Origin of the sequence: Roseburia sp. AF15-21, from assembly GCF_003479505.1 — a bacterium.
GTDB classification, from domain to species: domain Bacteria; phylum Bacillota; class Clostridia; order Lachnospirales; family Lachnospiraceae; genus Roseburia_C; species Roseburia_C amylophila.
This window is the reverse complement of record NZ_QUHG01000003.1, coordinates 309,810-330,953: the sequence shown is the minus strand read 5'-3', so window position 1 is coordinate 330,953 and position 21,144 is coordinate 309,810. Positions and strand designations below refer to the sequence as shown.

Here is a 21,144-nt window from a genome sequence, read left to right as displayed (position 1 = left end):
AATCATCATCCGTCACCACTATATCATCTGCAATTTTTCAAATACTGCTTTCAGTTCTGCCGGCACCGCTTCCGTCAGTGCCTTTGCCAGTTCCCTCGGTGTAGTCTTCTTTCTTCCAAGCACCCACTGAATTGTCATATAAACTGAACCCTGGCAATACATTTCCAGAAGGAAATGAAGATGCTCCGATAATTTCTGTCCTGATTTCTTTTCTATTTTATCCGTATAAAACCGGGTAATCAGTTCAAAATCATGGTCTCTTAAGCAGTTCTGGCTGTCTGATTTAAATGCAGCCCGGAAAAATAATTTTTCCTGTTCAATATATTCAAATTTCTTTACCAGCCCCTCATATACCGTCTTTCCCTCTCCCATATGTTCAAAGGATTCTGCTAAAATTTTGTCAAAATACCAGTTTATCAGATCATATTTATCCTGAAAATGACGGTAAAATGTCTGTCTTGTCGTTCCGCTCAGTTCCACAATCTGCCGGACTGTAATCCGTTCTATCGGCATCTTCGCCATACACTGCTTCATGGCATCTGCCAGCCGGTATTTCATCTGTTCTGCTTTCTGAACATTCTGCTCCATGCCTTCTCCTCCACTTACTCTGCCAATCTACTATCGTCAGCATAGCACCAACCTGTGAAAAAGGCAACCTGACCATTTTCGCCTATAAAGTTTTCCTGCGTTTCCAACGCCAGATTACAATAGAAAGGAGAACTGCCACATAATCCGTCAATGCCTGTCCGTAGATAACACCGTGCAGACCGAGCAATGCATTCAAGCCGTAAAGCACCGGAATCAAAAGTACGCCCTGTCTCAATATAGAAAGAATCGTTGCCGGAAGTGCATTTCCGGTAGACTGCATACAGTTCATATTCATAAATAAAATGCCAATGACCGGACCGGAAATCATATAAGCAATCAGCATTTCCACACCATAATTTATGACCTCTGTATCAGAAATAAACAGGCGGATAATCGGCTCCCGGAAAAAGAAAAACAGTGCTGTCGCCAATACACCTACAATCAGACAGCATTTCTTCGTATAACGTTCCACTGTAATAAAACGCTCCCTGTTCCCTGCACCATAACTATAGCCTAATAACGGTTGTACTCCATTTGCCAGTCCCATCTGTAAAAATGTGATAAACATATTTGCCTTAAATACAATTCCAATAGCCGCTACCGGTGCATTTCCATATGCCACCAGAATCTGGTTTAAAATAATCGTAGAAATGCTCATCAATGCAGAAAAAATAGCTGTTGGAAGTCCTGCCGAGCATACCTGGGACAGAATTCTGTCCCCACATTTAAAATACCGGAATGCCATAGACATGTTCCTGCTCTTTCTACAGAAATACCAAAGATAATATACACTCGCCATTATATTTCCAATAGTCGTTGCAATGGCTGCGCCTGCTGCACCCATACCAAATCCACTGATAAATATCGGGTCTAAAATAATATTGGCCACGGTTCCTATCATACTTCCTGTCATAGCTTCCCGGCTGGCTCCGTCCGCACGCACAACAAAGCTTGCTGTCGCAGACCAGATAATAAACGGTGCACCATAAGAAATGTATGTTGTGTATCCTTTCGCCAGTTCATAAGTATCTGCATCTGCTCCAAACAATTGTAAAACCGGCTGCATTCCAACCAGTAAAATTGCAGCAAAAACAATTCCCACGATAAGTGATGCATAGGTAATAAAAGAAGAAACCTGCTTTACTCTTTTTTCCTTCTTTTCGCCCAATGCCATAGATGCCGCTGCGCTTCCGCCCATACCAAACATATTGGCAAATGCCATGAATAATATAAAAATCGGATTCGTCAGACTGACTGCTGCCACCTGCAACGGATCCCCTGTCTGCCCTACGAAAAATGTATCCGCCATATTATAAACGACAGTAACCAGACTGCTGATGACACTTGGAATTGCCATCTTTGCTACTGCCTTCGACACCTTCATGCTGCCCATTAATTCATTTTCGTCCATTGTAACCCTTCCTTTCTGCCGGTAAAATCTGCTTCCCAAAGACACTCATTGGCCTCTTGTAACTTTAAATTTCTCATTCCAGATTCCGAAGCATCTTCTCGGCAATTCTTAAAAATTCTTTTCTTTCTTCTTCCGTAATTCCCTGTAATAAAAGTTCTTCCGATTCCATAATTTCCTTTCGCAGAATATGTTCAATCTTCCGCGCCTGTTCTGTAAAAACAATCTTCTTATATCTTCCATCCTCTGATTCCGGCACCCGGCAGATTAGTTCTGCCTGCTCAAGATTCTTTAAAGTCTCTGTCGCAGTAGACGGACGCAAGCCAAATTCTTCCTCAATCTCTTTCTGGTATACCGGATGGTTTTCTGATTCCACCAGAATATAATTTAAAATGTTACCCTTTGCTCCGCTGATTCCAATAGATTCCTGTATTTTCTTAGAACGTCTGCGGAGCCGGTTGGATATTTTATTAATTACCTTTCCTGTTTCCATGGCAAATCTGTTCCTTTCTTTAAACTTATTACTATTTCTAATTAGTTCGGTTCCTAAGTATTTTAGCCAGATTTTATTCCATTGTCAACTTTCTATTTTATCTACTCTATTTCTTCATGCATAATATTCCTTTTCCCGGCTCATGCTAATGCCGATATATAAACTTTTCTTAGGCGATTATGAAAAAGAACGTAAGAATTTATTTCCAAAATTTTAAATATAGAAGGGCATTGGAAGTAATTTGTGCTGAAATGCCCTTCTATAGTAAAAATTTTGAAAGAAAAATATATCTTTTCGCAATCGTCCAAAAAATTTTCTATAAAAGGAGATTATCGTATGGGAAATAACATGGATTTAAATTATGAAATGTTCTGCTATCAGTGTGAACAGACAGCCGGTGGCAAAGGCTGTACAAAGCTTGGCGTATGTGGAAAGACACCGGAAATTGCCAACCTGCAGGATTTACTTATTTTTCAGATAAAGGGAATCAGCTGCTACGGAAAAGTGCTGGTGGAGCAGGGACAACATATGGACAAATCGATTGTAAGCTTTATTGAAAATGTACTTTTTACGACACTTACCAATGTAAATTTTGATGCAGATGTACATGTGGCACTGCTCCGGCAATCACAGCAAATCAAAGAAGAACTTCACAATTTGGTAGGTGAAATTTCGAATTCCACACTCCATGCCACCTATCATCTGCCGGATTCAAAAACGGATATGTTAAAGGATGCTCCTATGGCGGGCATTATGTATGACAAATCCTTAGACCCAGACATCCGCTCCCTCCGTCAGACTATTCTCTACGGTTTAAAAGGTATCAGTGCCTATGGTCATCAGGCAAGAGAATTAGGTTACTTCAGTGATGAAGTGGATGACTTTTATATACTGGCATTAGAAGCCATTACCGATGACCGGCTGACTGTCGAAGACCTGATCCGTCTGACCATGCGTACCGGTGAAATGGCTATTGAAGTCATGAAAAAACTGGACGATGCCAATACCACTATTTATGGCAATCCTTCCCCGCATAAGGTAAATGTTACTATTAAAAAAGGGCCATTTATCATTGTCTCCGGTCACGACTTAAAGGATTTGGAAATGCTGTTGAAGCAGACGGAAGGCACCGGCATCAACATCTATACCCATGGTGAAATGCTGCCCTGCCACGGTTATGATGGACTGAAAAAATATTCTCATCTTGTAGGTAACTTCGGTGGAGCCTGGCAGGATCAGCAGAAACAGTTTGACAACATTCCCGGCTGTATCCTGATGACCACCAACTGCCTGATGCGCCCGAGAGATTCCTACAAAGACAGGATTTACAGCACGAATGTAGTGGGCTGGGATGGTGTGAAACATGTCGGTCGGAAAGAAAATGGAGACAAAGATTTCAGTGAAATCATAAAACAGGCAATTGAACTTGGCGGTTTTCAGGAAGACCAGCCGGCAAAAGAGATTCTGGTAGGTTTCGGACACCACGCTGCCTTAAGCTATGCCCCACAGCTTGTGGAAGCTGTTAAAAGCGGACAAATCCGCCATTTCTTCCTTATCGGCGGCTGTGACGGTGCCCGTCCGGGTCGAAATTACTACACTGACTTTGCCCAGATGGTTCCATCCGACTGTATGATTCTGACGCTTGCCTGCGGAAAATACCGTTTTAATAAACTAGATTTTGGTGAAGTAGCAGGGCTTCCACGTCTTTTGGATGTGGGACAGTGTAATGATGTCTACTCTGCCATCCGCATTGCTACTGCACTTGCAGATGCTTTTGAAACGGACGTAAACGGACTTCCACTGTCACTGATTATATCCTGGTATGAACAGAAAGCGGTTGCTGACCTGCTTGCCCTTTTAAGCCTTGGCATTCATGATATTTATTTAGGTCCAACGCTTCCTGCCTTCATCAGTCCAAATGTGCTGCAGTATCTTACCGATACCTTCCACCTGAAACCAATCAGCAATGCTTCCGATGATATCAAAACCTGTCTGAAACAGAGCCTGTAAACAAAAACCTCCTTACCAGTTTTCTGGTAAAGAGGTTTTTATTTATGCGAAATCTATTTTCCTGTCTGATTTGCAATGCAGACGCAATACCATTTATCATCTGTCTGACTGACATCATGATTACAGTTGATAATCGGATGATTCAGGTCATTTGGTGGAATGTAACGTACCACACCGATTCTTCCATCGGACATCTGTACCTTTACATCCCGGTAATTTTCCACCATATTTTTCACAAATAAGTCTACCAGGCGTTCATCCAGTCCCGGAAATTCACCCTTTTTAAATTTCTCCAACACATCAAAAGGAATCATGGATTCCTTATAACTTCTCTGGGAAATCATGGCATCATACACATCGGAAATGGCGGTAATCCTTGCCAGCAGAGAAATCTCATCTCCTGCAATCTGATCCGGATAACCCTTGCCATCCAGCCGCTCATGATGATGTCTTGCCGCTAACCGGATATCTTCATCTACATTATCCCAAAGCAGCTCATATGAATAAACGGGATGAGCTTTTATGATTTCAAATTCTTCTTCCGTAAGTCTTCTCGGTGCATTTAAGATTTCTTCCGGTATCTTCGTCTTTCCGATATCGTGCACTAATCCGGCGCATACCAGCTTTTTAATCACCGGTTCCGGAAGCTTCAGCCACTGCCCGATAACACCATTGGTAAATGCTACGTTCAGGGAATGGCGCTGCAAATTCTCATCCATCTCTCTCGGTGCATCAATACACTGAAATATTTTAGGAAAATCCAATACCTTAATCTTAGTAAAAATATCCTTTGTAACAGTCTCCGTTGCTTCCATATTAATTTCGGAAGCATTTCTGGTTACAGAAAAAATACTGTCTACATCGTTTTTTAATGCTGTATAGCCGATTGCTTCTTCGTATACTCTCTGCAATGCAGCTCTTGGTGCTTTTCCACTGTTGAGAATTTCCTGATAAGTTTCCTCACTGGTTGTAATATATCCACCACGTTCAAACTTGGAAAGTTTATCTAACCGGTCCTGTGTCAGGACTTCGCCCCGTTTCAAAAGCAGCACCGAACCTCTGTCATTATAAATATCTCCGGAAAGTTCCAGGCCTTCCCATAAAAAATCAATTGGAATTTTTCTAAGTCTCATTCTGTCACTCCGCCCTTATATATTCCTGTCACGAATCATCATGCAGCCATACTCTTCTGTCTTAAGATTTGCATTCTGTATCCGGACAATCCGATATGTCTTCTGTAACATTGTATCTCCAAGTTTCACGCAAATCCGCAGTTCCGTTCCAACTGTCCCGCTTCCTGCCATTGTCTGAATCAGAATTCCATTTCCACTGATATTACAGGTTTCCATTTCAATTGGCTTCTGCAATTCAATTAATGTTCCATCCACAATAACAGATTCTATATATCCCTTTTCTTTTAAGGGATAACGGACATGCTTCCGCTTCTCACCATTCTTACTCCTGCCCAGCTCGATTTCTACTTCATTGGCAATTATAACCTTCCGAAGATTACCGGTAGCTTCTACCAGGCTCCCATTCGGTCCAAATATGATAACCGTCACTGCATGCTCCATCCGGTTGTCCAGGCTTCCTGCACTAACCTTTACTACTTTACGGATCGGATCATAAGATTTAATTCTTGTATCTAATACCCTCTTCCCGCCGGCAATTTCCTTTACAATAATCCGGCAGCCATTTAACTCCATCATTCCTGCCATAATTTGCATTTCTCCCTGATACTGTTGTTCACCTATTATCCATATCTCATTTCTGTTTGATATATTTTATCACGCCTATCCCGGTTTGAAAATATTTTTACCAAAAATAATAGTATAAAACCAGTTGCACAATCAGAATAAATGGCATTCCGATTACAAAGTACCAATGTTTTGTCTTATGACGGAACAGATACATACCTGCCCATGTCCCAATGCTTCCTCCCAGTATGCTTACCAGAAATAATGTTGTTTCCGGAATACGCCATTTATGACAGATGGCTCTGCGTTTATCTATTCCCATGACGGATAGCCCGACAATATTTGCAATTATTGCATATGCAATTGCTATTTTCTGAATTGTAGTCATTCTTTTCTCCTTTTTCAAATATTAATTTCGGGTGATTGCGTAGGAAGAAGATTTTCAAGATAAAATAAATTTTGTGATATTCGATGCATATTTGATTTTCAGATGATGAAATGCCACTGTTCTAAGTAGTCCATTTTTCTTTTTCTGATAAAAACAGTCTTTTCCATGTTTAACAGAATAGTGATACCGTTCGTCAAAGTACGGATGCCTGATAAGGGCTGTTAGGGGCACTGGGAATTTCGTCTGGCAACAGGCAACGCTGATACATGGATGTATCAGCGAGGCACAACTGAACATGGATGTGAATTTGTGCCGGTTGCCAGATAAAAATAGAATTATGCCGAAATTTCCAGTGCCCCTTGCAGGCTTTATGTGGCATCCGCTCTTGACGGACGGTACTACTATTCTGTCAAAGCAAGTGAAAAGACAGTTTATAATCAAGAAAAATGGACCACTAAGAACAGTTGGTATTTCACATCCCCAAAAATCAAATATACATCGAATTCCACAAAACATTTTATTCCAAAATTCTCTTCTCCCTACCGCAATCACCAGATACTAATCTTTAAACTGCACATAAATGTAAAAATCCCCTCTTCCAAATCAGAAGAGGGGAAACCATTTCTGTTACTTATGCATTCTTCTTTGCAAAGCGTGTTTTGAATACAAACCACAGCTCCGTTGCAATACAGATAGAAGAATAAGTTCCGCTCACAATACCTACCATAAGAGGAAGTGAGAAATCTTTAATGGATGCAACTCCAAGGATATAAAGCAGGAATACCATTACAAAAGTTGTAATTGAAGTATTTAAGCTTCGAGAAATTGTCTGGGAAATGGAGCGGTCAGCTATTTCGGTTAAGCTTTCCTTATCCACATTTCTTACCAGATGCATATTCTCACGGATTCGGTCAAAGATAACGATGGTATCATTGATGGAATATCCGATGATTGTCAGCATTACTGCAATAAATGTGCTTCCTACAGACAGCCGCAGCAGAGAGTAACAGGTTAAAATAACCAGTACATCATGAATAAGTGCTAAAATAGCAGAGGTTGCAAAACGAATGTCTTTAAACCGGAACCAGATATAAACCAGCATACAGATTGTTGCAATTACTACTGCCCAGACTGCATCTTTTGTCATTTCACCACTGATAGTGGAACTGATATTAGTAGAGGAAACAGTTGAAGTATCTACACCAAGATTTTCTTCTAATGTAGTATTTAACTGCTCTCTTTCGTCCAAATCAAGGCTTCTGGTCTTAAATACAACCTGTGTACTTCCTTCTACCTTCTGAGCCTGTACACTGGAATCTCCAGTCACATCCTCAATCAGAGGAATTACTTCAGAATCTAATTCTGCAAGAGTATAATCTTTACCCATATCTACGGTTGTAGATGTACCACCGACAAATTCAAGGCTTAAGTTCAATGCGCCCTTGCCATTGGCTTTGTTTACGCCCATTCCCACAAATCCGGCAATGATAATTACTGCTGAAATAATAAAGAATACGTGGCGTTTTGCAATAAAATGCATTGGACGGCGTTCTTTCTGTCTTCCATAGAATTTTGCATCACGGAAACCAATTACATACAGTCCATGTAATACCAGTCTTGTTACAACTAATGCAGTAAACATAGATAATACGATACCGATTGCCAGTGTATAAGCAAATCCTTTTACGAAACCGCTTCCCTTAAATGCCAGCACTGCTGCAGCAATCAGAGTGGTGATATTTCCGTCTAAAATTGCAGATAACGCTTTCTGGAATCCGGTCTTAATCGCTGTCGAAACAGTCTTGCCGGATGCAATTTCTTCCCTGATACGGGCGAAGATAATAACATTTGCATCTACCGCCATACCAATGGAAAGGATGATACCTGCGATACCCGGAAGGGTAAGTGTAATTTCAAAAAGATAAATAACTGCAACTACCATTGTAGTATAAATTCCAAGTGCTATGGTTGCTGCCACACCTGAAATCCAGTAGTAAGCAATCATGAATACCGCAATCAGGGCAAGACCGATTGCTGCTGCCTTTAATGCCGTTGAAATTGCTTCTGTACCAAGCTGTGCTGCTACTATCTGGGACTGTAACTCAGATAACTCTAAGGAAAGAGAACCGATACGGATGTTAGAAGCTAAAGTCTCTGCTTCTTCATAGGAACTCATTCCATCGATTACTGCGCTTCCGCCGGTAATTGCTTCTTTTACACGAGGAGTACTGATTGCCTCATCATCATATACAATTGGGCAGACCTTTCCAACATTGGCAGTGGTTGCATCTGCAAATTTCTGTGCGCCTTCATCGGTAAGTGTAAGCTGGACCACATACTGCTTGTTGCCAAGGTTATCCTGCTGTGTTGCAGCCTGTGCATCCTTTACATCATTACCGGTCATGTAAACATTTCCGTCCGGATCCCGGAACTCTAAGGAACCCGGTTTTCCAAGTTCGTCCAGAATCTTGTTGGCATCCTTTACTCCTGGAATTTCAACGGTGATACGGTCATCACCTTCCTGATATACAGATGCTTCTGTACTGTAGCCTTCCACACGCTTCTGAAGCTTGTAAATAGTATCCTTCATCTGCTCGGAAGTCGGATTCTCGGATTCCACCTGATATGTGATGCTGACACCACCTGCCAGATCCAATCCAAGCTTAATGTTCTTATCTTCACCTTTTCCGGTTGAAGATAAGATGATAGACGCATAATACGACAGTCCTGCTAAAACCAAGAGAACTGCAAGTAATATGGCTACGCCCTTACTTTTCTTCATTTTCTTCTTCCTTTCTCCTGACTTAAATTTCCGCCTCTGCGGCTTTTATCATAATTGCGCATTCCACACGTTTCTTCTGCAATGCACAACCAATGTCATAGGTATTATGAATATCACCATGGAAATTATAAGAGTTCGCTGCACATCCACCGCTACAGTAGAATCTTGCAAAACACTCTCTGCATTTTTCCTTGGAATAAACATTACAGCTCTTAAAGGAATCCCGGATATCGGTACGTTTTAAGCCTTCAAAAACATTTCCCATCAGGAAATCTTCATTTCCAACAAACTGATGACATGGATACAAGTCTCCCCAAGGTGTTACTGCCAGATACTCGGTTCCGGAACCACATCCGGAAAGTCTCTTGGCAACACAAGGGCCGCCCTCCAAATCAATCATAAAATGGAAGAAGTTGAATGCTTTTCCTTCTTTTTTCCGTTTTACCATCTCTTTTGCCAGTGCATCATATTCTGCAAAAAGCTGTGGCAGGTCTTCCTCACGAATGGCATAATCATCTGTCTCCTGTGCCACAACCGGCTCTACGGAAATCTGCTTAAACCCAAGGTCTGCCAGATGCAGTACATCCTTGGAAAAATCTAAATTATGATGGGTATAGGTTCCACGCACGTAGTAGCGTTCCTGATTTCTGCTGTCTGCAAATTTCTGGAATTTCGGAACAATCACATCATAGCTTCCCTGACCACCACGGAACGGACGCATATAATCATTGACTTCTTTTCTTCCGTCAATACTTAATACAACATTGTCCATCTCTTTATTGGCAAACTCCATAATATCGTCATTTAAAAGAACGCCATTTGTGGTCAGTGTAAACCGGAAATTCTTATTATGTATTTTTTCCTGCTCTCTTCCATATGCTACTAAATCTTTTACCACCTGGAAGTTTAAGGTAGGTTCTCCACCGAAGAAGTCCACCTCTAAGTTCCGGCGGTTGCCGGAATTGGCAATCAGGAAATCCAATGCAGCTTTTCCTACTTCATAGGACATTAACGCACGTCTGCCGTGATATTCTCCCTCTTCTGCAAAACAGTATCTGCAGGCAAGGTTACAATCATGGGCAATATGCAGACACAGTGCTTTTACTACAGTAGGACGCTTTGTTACATCACCGATGTATTCTTCATAATCATCCGGTGTGAACAAATCTCCGTTCTTCTGCAATTCCTCTATCTCTTCAATTGCTTCTTTTATCTCCGCCTCATCATAGGTCTTATTCAGTCTCTGTATGATTTCTTCACGGCTTGTCTCTTCCCACAATGCAATGACATCATAGGTTAAGTCATCCACAATATGGATGGCGCCGCTGTTTACATCCAGGACAATATTATAGCCGTTGTTTTTATACTGGTGAACCACTACAATATTTCCTCACTTTCTTACAACATTATAACGACCGTCCGCGCAGGCGTACGGTCGTTTCGTTCGTTCTCAATCTGAACTTTTGGTAATTATTTGCAATGCTCGCAAGTCTGGTTTCCTACAGTACAGGAAGTCTTGCATGCTGACTGACAAGATGTCTGGCACTCGCCGCATCCGCCCTTCTTTACTGTATTCTGTAACTTTCTTGTATTCAGGGTCTTAATATGTTTCATCTCGTTATCTCCTTTCGAAAAAATACCTCTAGTTAGTATAACACATAGTCTTTCATAAGAAAAGCACTTTTTTTAACTGAGCATTCCTCCCACAGTTCCCGAAGCAGTGCATAAAATCAGTGTTGTAAGGATATGCTGCATTCCGGAATCCAGTCCCTTTTTCAATATCAGGGACACAATGAGCAGCACTGCAAAATATAATAGCCCCATCACGGCTCCCCACAGATATTTCCGGCTCTTCTTAATCTTTCCAATGATGAAGCCGCCGACAAATCCCACTACAATATAGCTTATGATAATGCTGATATTTACCGCAGCTTCGCTTAATTCCATTTTATATAAGACTGCCGCCAGAATAAAAAGCAGCATTCCCGTCAGAATATACATGACCAGCAACACTTTGCCCATTGTCGTAAAAAGATTTCCTTTTCCTGCCACCTTCTCTTTTCCCATATATCCTCCATCCATCTTCGTACCTTGCGCCTGCATCCGTAACTTATTTTTTATATCATGTTCCGGATACATTTTCGCTTTGTACTATATATGAAAAAAAGATTTATATTATGTATAAAAATGTCTCCTGCCGTTTAACTTTCCAATCACGGATAAAAATACCAGAAATGCCGGAATATTTTTCCATCCTGTTTTATCTTCTCTGTTTCCTGAAAGCCAAGTTTATGAAGCAGTCCCAACGATGCTTCATTCCCCGGCTCCACCAGACAGTCAATTCTTCGAAATTCAAGATTATTTTTTACCCATGCCATGATTGCCTGACAGACCTCATATGCATAACCCTGCCTCTGGTATTCCGGTGCAATGACATAGCCCATCTCGATAATTTCTTCGTCAAGCAGTTTGCGATAGTCGATCCCGGCTCTTCCAATCAGTTGATGGGTGTCTTTTCCCTTTACCAGCCACATGCCATATCCATAGTAGCCATACATATTTTCAATGTATGCTCTCTGGTACTCCTCCTCTTCCTGCCTTTCGTAAAGGGGCTCGATATAATCGGAGATTCCCTTCTTATTATATAAATCAAATAAATCGTCCATGTCATCTAACGTAATCTCTCTCAGATAGCACCGCTTTGTCTCTAGTATCCGCCACGGCAGGTGATGCTTCCGCTGAAATGTCCGAAGTAAAAATTCTGTGTCCACTTCTTCCAGTCCAAGAAGCAGCATATCCACATTGCTTAAAGGCATCTGTTTTGAAAAATCCGGTACTTCATAGCCAATGATGGTAAGCTGGTCTGAGTCTGAGTCTGCATCTGCATCCTTTTTCGCCCATGCCACTTCTTCCGGTTCTGTTGCAAGCAGCATACATTCCTCCGGCTTTACATGATGTCCGCTCAGGAAAAATGTGATATCTTTTTCCAAATCAGCATCTGTAAAAAGAAGTCCCACTTTTTTCTGCTCTGACAGTTCTTTTTGCAGGCGGCTTAATGCATGTTTTTCTTCTGCCGGAAGTTTTTCTTCTAATGTTTCTTTTCGTATGATACAGTTCCAGTTTACAATATTCCAGTGACACATATTCCCTTCTCTCTTTCTTTACAAAAAAGCCTTTTTCCGCTATAGTAGAACTACATTCTGTTATGCAGGATGAATTCAATGAACAGAAATGAGGTATCTTACAATGGCTCAGAATCCTATTATTACATTTGAAATGGAAAACGGAGATATTATGAAAGCGGAATTATATCCGCAGGTTGCTCCTAACACAGTAAATAACTTTATCAGCCTTGTCAACAAGGGATTTTATGATGGACTTATCTTCCATCGTGTCATCAACGGTTTTATGATTCAGGGTGGTGACCCGGAAGGAACCGGAATGGGCGGTCCAGGATATGGTATCAAGGGTGAATTTGCACAGAACGGCTTTGCCAATGACTTAAAGCATTCTGCAGGCGTTCTTTCCATGGCTCGTTCCATGATGCCAAACTCTGCCGGCTCCCAGTTCTTTATCATGCATAAGGATGCTCCACACTTAGATGGTGCTTACGCTGCTTTCGGTAAAATCATCGAAGGCATGGATGTGGTAAATAAAATTGCAGAAGTTGCAACCGACTACAGCGACCGTCCAATGGAAGACCAGCGAATGAAAACCGTTACCGTAGAAACCTTTGGTGTTGATTACGACGAACCGGAAACCGTATAATGCCATCGCAACAGCCGTATCAGTGTATACACTGGCGCGGCTGTTGTTTTTTTTTGCAAAGCTTCTCTTTTTATTCTTTCAGTTTCCGGTAAAGCTTCTGTACAAACTGCACATCCTCTCTGGTAAGTTTCTTATGGCTATACGCTGCCACTTCAAGAATCTGAAGATAATGTTCCTTTTCTTCCATGCTCCAGCCCCCATAATTTAAAAGCTGTTCCCGGAATGCCCGGTCGGATTGTACTTTTGCATTTACAATGCCCTTCCGCCGTAAAATACGATAAATCTGGTTCGAATTCCAACGGATGATACGCTTGTAACTATGTGTTCCCTTCTTCCGTTTTCCTTCTATCGCTCTTAAGTAATACCAGATACCTGCTGCAAGAAGCAGAATGATGATTACCACAGCAATCAAAATGACCTTTAAACGGCTTCCCTTTTGATTCTGTTTTCCTGCCTTATTGCCATCCTGCATGGAATTTTCTGTATTCCGGTTTTCCGTGCCCTGATTTTCCGTATCCGGGTTTTCTGTATCCTGACTTTCTGTGTTTTGATTTTTTGTATTCTGATTTTCCGTATTTGGCATTCCGCTGCCGGATAAATCCGACTGACTGTCATCTTTGGAACTGTCCTGATAATCACTTCGCTCCAGCGTAATTAGGTCAGCTGTTCTGCCATCATTCATCCGGATGGTAATGCTGTCACTTTCCTGCTGAATCTCCAGACGGTCAATGCCGGTTTTATTTCCCGGTGTCATTTCCACCGGCACCCAGCCAACACTGTCTATATAGATTTCCGTCCAGGCATGTGCCTGATTATCAAGAACCTCTGCCGTATAATTACCATCACTGTCCATCTTAAACTTCGATGTACTTACAGCATAGCCGCTGACATACCGTGCCTTAATTCCCATCTGCCGCAGAAGCAGTGTTCCCGCACTGGCAAAATGCTGACAGAAGCCTTCCTTCGTATCAAACAGAAAATGTTCTGTTACATCCTGTCCCCATGGCACATTGTCCAAATCCAGATTATAGTTACACTTCGCCAGTTCCCGTTTCACCAGATAGACTGCATAGATTTCCTTAAAGTTATAAATATTATCATAATAAGTACCATTCTCAGTAAATCGGTTATCTACAAAATCCGAATAATCTCTTTCATACTCCGCTTCCAACTGATTTCCCAGTTCCCGGATTCTTGTGAGATTTTCCGGCACATACGTATATTTTTCCGTATACTCATTATATTTCTTTATAAATGCCCATTCGTCTTCCGGTAATTTACTGTTAAACCCAGCCAAATCATACCGCCAGCTATTCATATTCTCTATAATTTCATTTACTTCCGATTCGCTCAGTGTCTCATTCCGGTCCACATAAGCACCATCTGCCAAATCTGCTGTAAACAAAGCATTCATATAAAGATGTGACATGCTGTTTCTTATGGTTCCGTCTACTTCCAGAACGTCATTGCCATTTCGGAGCACAGTACGGTCTCCATCCATAAGAACCCCGGCGGGCTGCCGTTCATCCTGATAATAGCTTGCCAACGTATAGTATGGCAGGTATGCATAGGGGTCTTTCTCATCAAAATACTGCACCCGGTAAATGGTATCCCAGTAATAGGTATAATAGCTCTGGGTATATGCCAGAATATTCTGTACCTGTTGTCCCGCGGTCTGTTCCTTAAGACTGCTGTCCACTTCCTGCATGGCAGTCACAAAATCACTGGAATCATAAGTCTTCCAGCTTCCATTTTTGTAATAATCGCCTACATAACCTCTTAAATATACCGTATCATCCGGTATCTGATAAGCAGTCACTTCCATAACCGGCTTGTCCTCAAATTCCGGTGCCATATTGCTGACCCGTCCCGGCTGATGGAAGGAGAAAATATCTTTACCAAAAGGAATTTCTGCCAAAAGATTGGCAGCTGTCATTGCCATTTCTGTTACCATATCCTGCGCAGTTTTTTCAATTTCACTTCTTCTTGCCACCATTTCTTTGGCTTTCGGTTCTGCCACTCTAAATACCAGCGAAGAGACAACTACCGCCACCACCAGAAAAAGGCATACTGCTTTCTGCCTTAGATATTCCAACTGCTTTAATTCCACCCGGCCGGCAGCCCGGTAACCAAAGCTTCCTGCCGCAGCCAGTGAGAAACAAATCAATGCCCGCTTTGATAGTGCATAGCCCACCGCAAAATCCAGCATTATAAGAAGTAGCGGTGGAATCAACACTCCAGCCAGCCGTTTTCTTACCACCAGAAAATAAATCTGCAGAATAGACAAGATAACTAACAGCCATGCTGTTACTTCTACCACCGGATTTAAATCAAGATACCGTTCAAATCCGGATACAATCTGCACATTATAGTACATATTGATTTTCTGCACTACCAGCCGGATCAGTCCTGCCAGCCCTGGGTAAAGCTCTTTCCGGCTAAGCACCAGTCCCACCAGCAGTTCTCCCACAGGCAGCAGCCACTTGTCCGCCTTCTTAAAATAGGAAAAAGAAAACGTCAATGCTGCCGCAGAAACAGAAACCCATATCAATGCAGGCTTTCCAAACCGATTAGTCAGAAAGATGTCTCCAAATATAAAGAACATGGAAAGCTCCCAAAGTACAGCCAGCAGGCTCTGCATTCCCACACGCATGACCTGCGGCGGCAATGCAATTTTTCCTGCCCGCCGTCCTTTCTGCGAATACCGTATGTTTCCGGTCTTTTTCATAACCGATGCATATGTTTTCTTCTTTTTTCTCATACTCTAATCTCCGCTTTTGCGAAATCTTCTATTTCCGTTCCTGCCACAATAAGTTTTCCTGCAAGGTTCATTTCTATCTTTGTAACTGCTGTCTCACCCCGGTATTTCTCCTGATATAAAAGTGCAATATCCATCTTTTCCCGGCTCTGAACCGCTCCATACAAAAGCAGAATAAAATAATATACCTTCTCTTCCTTATCTACCCTTACCCGGATGAGGTCATGTTCCTTTTCATCATACCATGCGATATAATGAGGGCACTGTTTTTCCACCAGTCCAAAAGAAATCGAAATTACCATTTCAAAAAAGTGGTTTCTCTGCTTCTCCGTCTCTTTCTGTCCTCCGCTGATGTCAAGAAGAATCACCACCGGACAGCCCATCGACTGGCTGTTTTCCCGCACCATCAGTTCATCTTCTTTTGCCGATAATTTCCAGTGAATATTCTGGATTTTATCTCCCGGCTGAAAGGAACGGATCTGAAATACCTCAGATACGTCATCTCCCCCGGTTTTATCATCATATACTTCCGATTCTCCCTGAAAATACCGGGAAGCTAATCCCACCTCTATCATTACCGGTGTTATCTTTGGCATAATGGAAAGCCGTTCCTCATAGCGCACATACCTGGTCAGATAGCCGATTCCAAGCAGGCCATAAAATCTTACCCGAACCAGCCGGAATGTATAATTTCCACTGCTTTTTGCTGCTACCTCCACGCTCATCCGGCTGCTGCTCTTTGCATCCGCTGCCGCCTGTATGGATAATATTCTTTTTTTCCTGCCAAAAGAATTCCGGTAATCCATCCGGTATACTACCTTCGGCAATGGCAGCCTGCTCCGGTTTTCCGTCACCGCACAGATCATAACGCCTTCTTCCTGCTCTGCCATAACAATCGGAATCTGAATCCGGCATTTTACCCGAAGCATCATATATAAAATATAGCCATAGCCTAAAAACAGCATTACTCCGCAGCAAATCGCCAAAAGCATCAATGCCGGGCTGGTATAAATGATTCCAAGATATCCTAATGCACCAACAATAAGTACAAGTATCAGTCCTGCTGCCATAGGCTACTCTTTTCCCTTAAATGAAGTTGGTTTTGTGGTATCTTCCATAATTTTTTCAAGAACTGCTTCCCCGGACACCCCGGTGACCCGTGCTTTGGTATTTAATACGATTCTATGCTTTGTGACATCATAAAAAACATCCTCTACATCAGCCGGAATCACATAATCTCTCTCATTTAAAAATGCATTGGCACGCACCATTTTCGTCAGTGCCACCATTCCACGCGGACTGACGCCCAGCTCAATATAAGGATTTTTTCTGGTGGCATGAATCAGCGCCATCATATATTCATAAATTCTGTCATGTATAAAAATATTTTCTACGGTTTCTTTCATTGCCTGCAGCTGCGCCCCTGTCATCACACCTTCTATGCTCTCATAGCTCTGTCCGATGCTCTTTCCTTTGGCAATCTCAATCTCACTTTTCAAATCCGGGTATCCCATGCTCATACAAATCATGAAACGGTCTAACTGGGATTCCGGCAGCATCTGTGTCCCGGCACTTCCCTTCGGATTCTGGGTTGCCATTACAAGAAATGGTTTCGGAACCGGATGACTGATGCCATCTACCGTCACTTTTCCCTCTTCCATAACCTCTAACAGGGCTGACTGGGTCTTTGGAGAAGTCCGGTTAATCTCATCCGCCAAAAACAGATTGCACATGACTGCACCCGGATGATAATAAAAGCCGCTCTGCTCCTTATCATACATGGAAAATCCCAAAATATCCGCCGGCAGCACATCCGGCGTAAACTGTACCCTGTGATTTTCAAGGCACAATGCCCTCGAAAAAGCCAGTGCCAGCGTTGTCTTTCCCACTCCCGGTACATCTTCAATTAAAATATGTCCTCCTGCTAAAATTGCACAGAATGCCTTCCGGATACAATCATCTTTTCCTTTTACGCTTTTTTTGATTTCATTTTGAACCCGCTTTGATAATTCCACCGCCTGCTGTAATTCCATCCTTCTCCTCCTGCCTTGAGTCTGTTTCCTGACTCTACTTTTTTCTTATCCGGTTTAGAAACATTTTTTATTTCACAAGTTTCTTCTGTCCCTGAATCTTTTTTACCAGCCATACCGAAACTAACGCCAGTACGGTTCCAATCACCACTCCTGCCAACACATCCGATGGATAATGCACCCCTACATATAACCGTGAATATGCAATCAGAACAGCTGCAATTAATGCCATTACTCCATATTTTTTAGGAAGCTCTTTCCATAATACAATTGCTGATGCAAAAGAACTTCCGGTATGTCCCGATGGGAAAGAATAATCTGGCTGCTTTTCAATTAAAAGCTTCAATCCATCAACCACTTCATAGGGTCTGGTTCTTGCCACCAGATTTTTAAGTAAAATATTGTCTACAATTAACGAACCAATTAAAGCCAGTGCCGACATATAGCCTACGTTCCTCGTCTTCTTGTCCAACAAAAGCACAATGGTTATCAGAATCCATAAGATTCCAGCATTTCCAAGATTTGTAATATCCTTCATCACGGAAGTCAGTGCCGGGAATCGCAGATACTCCTGTATCCATAATAAAATCTGCCCATCTATATGTAATAACTGTTCTAACATGATATGTTCCTCTTCTTTCCGTACGTTTTCATCACTTTTACTGCTGCTTATAGTATACCGTGTTTCCTTTGATTTCGAAACAACTTAATGAAATATTAAAAAACTAAACTCCAGCCATTCCCAAGCAACGCAAAACAGGTCATCCCAGCCCTCACAAGCTGAATATGACCTGTTTCTTTCTACATAAATTGCTTTTTATTACTTACTGAATATCTTCTTCCTGAATCGGATTCATGTCAAGTCCACGGTTGGCATCTGCCTTTGGATCATCTCCGAAATGATAATCTTTACCAGGTAAGATTGCATTTAAGATAATTCCAGCTAAAGCTGCGATTGCAAGTCCGGTTAAGGTAATGCTGGTTCCTGCAATGGTAAAGGTAAGTCCATTGGAAAATCCAAGTCCGCTGACTAAGATTACTGCTGCAATGATTAAGTTACGGGATTTGGTAAAATCAACGTGATTTTCTACTACGTTTCTGACACCGATTGCAGAGATCATACCATAAAGCATGAAGCTGACACCACCGATGATTGCAGATGGCATGGAGCCAATGATTTCAGCCATTTTCGGAATAAAGCTTAATATAACTGCAAATACAGCTGCAATACGGATCACTCTAGGGTCATGCACACGGCTTAATTCCAATACACCGGTATTCTCACCATATGTAGTATTTGCAGGACCACCAACCATACCTGCAAATGCGGTTGCAAGTCCGTCACCGATTAAGGTTCTGTGAAGTCCCGGATCTTCGATGAAGTTCTCACCAACAGTTGCAGAAATTGCAGACATATCTCCGATATGCTCCATCATAGTTGCCAGTGCGATTGGTGCCATAACCAAGATTGCAGTCAGGTTAAATTTGCATAACTGGAATGGAGGAAGTCCTACCCAGCTTGCAGATGCTACTTCGGTAAAGTTTAAGATAGCACTTCCATCCGGATTAGTCAGTCCTGCTGCCTGCATAATCAGTGCTGCTGCATAGGAAATGACAACACCTAAAAGAATCGGGATAATGCGGAACATTCCTTTTCCCCAGATGTTAAAGATAATGATAACTGCCAGTGCAATCAGTGCAAGAATCCAGTTGGTGGATGCATTGTTTACTGCAGATGGTGCAAGGGAAAGGCCGATACAGATGATGATTGGTCCTGTTACAACAGGTGGCAGGAAACGCATTACTTTCTTTACTCCTACGACCTTGATAACAAGTGCAAGAATCAGATATAAAGCTCCTGCAACAACAATACCACCACAGGCATATGGAAGCTTCTCTCCCATGGTCATGTCTGCAAAGACTCCGGTATCCAACTGTGCAATCGTAGAAAATCCTCCTAAGAATGCAAAGGATGAACCTAAGAATGCAGGTACTTTTAATTTGGTACAAAGGTGGAAGAATAAAGTTCCAAGACCGGCACAGATTAAAGTAACCTGTACGGAAAGGCCTTCTCCCTCAAAATAGCTGTTCACCAGAATCGGCACAAGAATGGTTGCGCCAAACATTGCGAACATGTGCTGAAGTCCTAACAACAGCATCTTCGGAACACCAAGTGTCCGTGCGTCGCGAATTGCGTCTTTTCGTTCGTTCATAACGAAAGCTCCTCCTTAAAATATAATGTGTGATATCCGTGGAATTTTATTTTCCACGTCTGCGGTGCTTTTCATGCATTTTTCTGTTGCTATGCTGCATCCGCTTTAACTACGGGAAACATATTTTCCCGCATAAAACAGGTAACCCACCGAAATGGCAGATTACCTGTTATTATCTAAATTTGTTCCAACGCTTCAATTGCTTTGGCAATATATGGGTTGTCCATAGTATAAAATTGTCCTGCATCGGCAGCTTTTGCATATGCCGGGTCCAATGGGAGTTTTCCAAGAACGGACAAATCAAGGTCTGCTGCGATTTCATCAATATGGCTTTCTCCAAATAAGGAAATCTCTTTTCCACAATCCGGACATTTTAAATAGCTGTAATTTTCAACGATTCCAAGGACAGGAACATTCATCATCCCTGCCATGTTATATGCTTTCTTTACAATCATCTGAACCAGTTCCTGCGGAGAAGTTACGATAATGATTCCTTCTACCGGAAGAGACTGGAATACAGTCAGTGGAACATCTCCGGTTCCCGGTGGCATATCTACAAAAAGGTAATCAATGTCACCCCATACCACGTCACTCCAGAACTGCTTTACTACGCCGGCAACGACTGGTCCACGCCATACAACCGGTGTTTCTTCTGTATCAACCAATAAATTTACAGACATAATCCTGGTTCCGTCTTCTGCCACTGCCGGAAGAATCTCTTTTCCATCTCCGACTGCTTTTCCGTGAATTCCATACATCTTTGGAATGGATGGTCCGGTAATGTCGGCATCCATAATACCTACTTCATAACCTTTCTTACGCATAGCGGCTGCCATGGATGCTGTGACAAAAGATTTTCCAACACCACCTTTACCGCTGACTACGCCGATTACATGCTTTATGGATGAATGTGCATTCATTGGCTCTTTCTGAAACTTTATTGCCATTTCTATTCCCTCTTTTCGCTAAACAGGCGGTGTACGTGATCGACACCGCCTATATTTTTATT

General features: G+C 42.1%; 19 protein-coding genes. 2 read left to right on the top strand and 17 right to left on the bottom strand.

Annotation, left to right across the window (positions count from 1 at the left end; translation table 11 throughout):
* Positions 1-18 precede the first annotated feature (18 nt).
* From DWW33_RS06720 to DWW33_RS06710, 3 genes are all read right to left on the bottom strand, one after another.
* Positions 19-588 (bottom strand): TetR/AcrR family transcriptional regulator C-terminal domain-containing protein, encoded by a 570-nt coding sequence (locus DWW33_RS06720; RefSeq protein ID WP_117840586.1) that lies wholly within the window; start codon positions 586-588, stop codon positions 19-21.
* Between the two features lie 82 nt (positions 589-670).
* Positions 671-1,999 (bottom strand): MATE family efflux transporter, encoded by a 1,329-nt coding sequence (locus DWW33_RS06715; protein WP_118639160.1) that lies wholly within the window; start codon positions 1,997-1,999, stop codon positions 671-673.
* A gap of 73 nt (positions 2,000-2,072) precedes the next feature.
* The gene (locus DWW33_RS06710) at positions 2,073-2,489 is read right to left on the bottom strand and encodes a MarR family winged helix-turn-helix transcriptional regulator (protein ID WP_118639125.1); all 417 of its coding nucleotides are present in this window, start codon (positions 2,487-2,489) and stop codon (positions 2,073-2,075) included.
* A 336-nt stretch (positions 2,490-2,825) separates the two neighbouring features.
* On the opposite strand from DWW33_RS06710, the gene hcp reads away from it, so the two are divergent.
* Complete coding sequence (hcp, locus tag DWW33_RS06705; RefSeq protein WP_117840582.1) at positions 2,826-4,499, top strand: hydroxylamine reductase; 1,674 nt, start codon at positions 2,826-2,828, stop codon at positions 4,497-4,499.
* A gap of 53 nt (positions 4,500-4,552) precedes the next feature.
* On the opposite strand, the gene DWW33_RS06700 is transcribed toward hcp, so the two are convergent.
* The 8 genes from DWW33_RS06700 to DWW33_RS06665 all read right to left on the bottom strand — a co-directional run bounded on the left by DWW33_RS06700 (position 4,553) and on the right by DWW33_RS06665 (position 12,509).
* A complete protein-coding gene (locus tag DWW33_RS06700) occupies positions 4,553-5,632 on the bottom strand; it encodes an HD-GYP domain-containing protein (RefSeq protein ID WP_117946503.1) in 1,080 nt (359 codons plus the stop codon).
* A 15-nt stretch (positions 5,633-5,647) separates the two neighbouring features.
* Positions 5,648-6,217, bottom strand: coding sequence for a PilZ domain-containing protein (locus DWW33_RS06695; RefSeq protein ID WP_158577463.1), 570 nt, complete (start codon positions 6,215-6,217; stop codon positions 5,648-5,650).
* A gap of 97 nt (positions 6,218-6,314) precedes the next feature.
* The gene (locus tag DWW33_RS06690) at positions 6,315-6,584 is read right to left on the bottom strand and encodes a DUF1294 domain-containing protein (protein ID WP_118639123.1); all 270 of its coding nucleotides are present in this window, start codon (positions 6,582-6,584) and stop codon (positions 6,315-6,317) included.
* Between the two features lie 631 nt (positions 6,585-7,215).
* On the bottom strand, positions 7,216-9,366 hold the full coding sequence (secD, locus tag DWW33_RS06685; RefSeq protein WP_118639122.1) for a protein translocase subunit SecD: 2,151 nt from the start codon (positions 9,364-9,366) through the stop codon (positions 7,216-7,218).
* A gap of 22 nt (positions 9,367-9,388) precedes the next feature.
* On the bottom strand, positions 9,389-10,744 hold the full coding sequence (gene scfB, locus DWW33_RS06680; protein ID WP_022244182.1) for a thioether cross-link-forming SCIFF peptide maturase: 1,356 nt from the start codon (positions 10,742-10,744) through the stop codon (positions 9,389-9,391).
* A 92-nt stretch (positions 10,745-10,836) separates the two neighbouring features.
* Positions 10,837-10,980 carry a six-cysteine ranthipeptide SCIFF gene (scfA, locus tag DWW33_RS06675; RefSeq protein ID WP_022244181.1) on the bottom strand — a complete coding sequence of 48 codons (144 nt, stop codon included), beginning with the start codon at positions 10,978-10,980 and terminating at the stop codon, positions 10,837-10,839.
* A gap of 72 nt (positions 10,981-11,052) precedes the next feature.
* Entirely contained in the window at positions 11,053-11,433 is a 381-nt protein-coding gene (locus tag DWW33_RS06670) for a TIGR04086 family membrane protein (RefSeq protein WP_118173145.1), read from the bottom strand.
* Positions 11,434-11,579: 146 nt separating this feature from the next.
* A complete protein-coding gene (locus tag DWW33_RS06665) occupies positions 11,580-12,509 on the bottom strand; it encodes a GNAT family N-acetyltransferase (protein WP_118172965.1) in 930 nt (309 codons plus the stop codon).
* A gap of 103 nt (positions 12,510-12,612) precedes the next feature.
* Here DWW33_RS06665 and DWW33_RS06660 point away from each other — a divergent pair, with 103 nt between their 5' ends.
* Positions 12,613-13,134, top strand: a complete 522-nt coding sequence (locus tag DWW33_RS06660) for a peptidylprolyl isomerase (RefSeq protein ID WP_117840572.1) — start codon at positions 12,613-12,615, stop codon at positions 13,132-13,134.
* A gap of 70 nt (positions 13,135-13,204) precedes the next feature.
* Here the strand turns inward: DWW33_RS06660 and DWW33_RS06655 are convergent, their stop codons facing one another.
* The 6 genes from DWW33_RS06655 to DWW33_RS06630 all read right to left on the bottom strand — a co-directional run bounded on the left by DWW33_RS06655 (position 13,205) and on the right by DWW33_RS06630 (position 21,082).
* Positions 13,205-15,895, bottom strand: a complete 2,691-nt coding sequence (locus DWW33_RS06655; protein WP_118639121.1) for a transglutaminase-like domain-containing protein — start codon at positions 15,893-15,895, stop codon at positions 13,205-13,207.
* Positions 15,892-16,962 carry a DUF58 domain-containing protein gene (locus DWW33_RS06650; protein WP_118177121.1) on the bottom strand — a complete coding sequence of 357 codons (1,071 nt, stop codon included), beginning with the start codon at positions 16,960-16,962 and terminating at the stop codon, positions 15,892-15,894. The genes DWW33_RS06655 and DWW33_RS06650 overlap by 4 nt, the downstream gene beginning before the upstream one ends.
* A gap of 3 nt (positions 16,963-16,965) precedes the next feature.
* Positions 16,966-17,925, bottom strand: a complete 960-nt coding sequence (locus DWW33_RS06645) for an AAA family ATPase (protein WP_117946496.1) — start codon at positions 17,923-17,925, stop codon at positions 16,966-16,968.
* A 67-nt stretch (positions 17,926-17,992) separates the two neighbouring features.
* Positions 17,993-18,544, bottom strand: coding sequence for a phosphatase PAP2 family protein (locus tag DWW33_RS06640; RefSeq protein ID WP_118541300.1), 552 nt, complete (start codon positions 18,542-18,544; stop codon positions 17,993-17,995).
* A 202-nt stretch (positions 18,545-18,746) separates the two neighbouring features.
* The gene (locus tag DWW33_RS06635) at positions 18,747-20,135 is read right to left on the bottom strand and encodes a uracil-xanthine permease family protein (protein WP_117946494.1); all 1,389 of its coding nucleotides are present in this window, start codon (positions 20,133-20,135) and stop codon (positions 18,747-18,749) included.
* Between the two features lie 176 nt (positions 20,136-20,311).
* Positions 20,312-21,082, bottom strand: a complete 771-nt coding sequence (locus DWW33_RS06630; protein WP_022244172.1) for an Mrp/NBP35 family ATP-binding protein — start codon at positions 21,080-21,082, stop codon at positions 20,312-20,314.
* Positions 21,083-21,144: the final 62 nt, after the last annotated feature.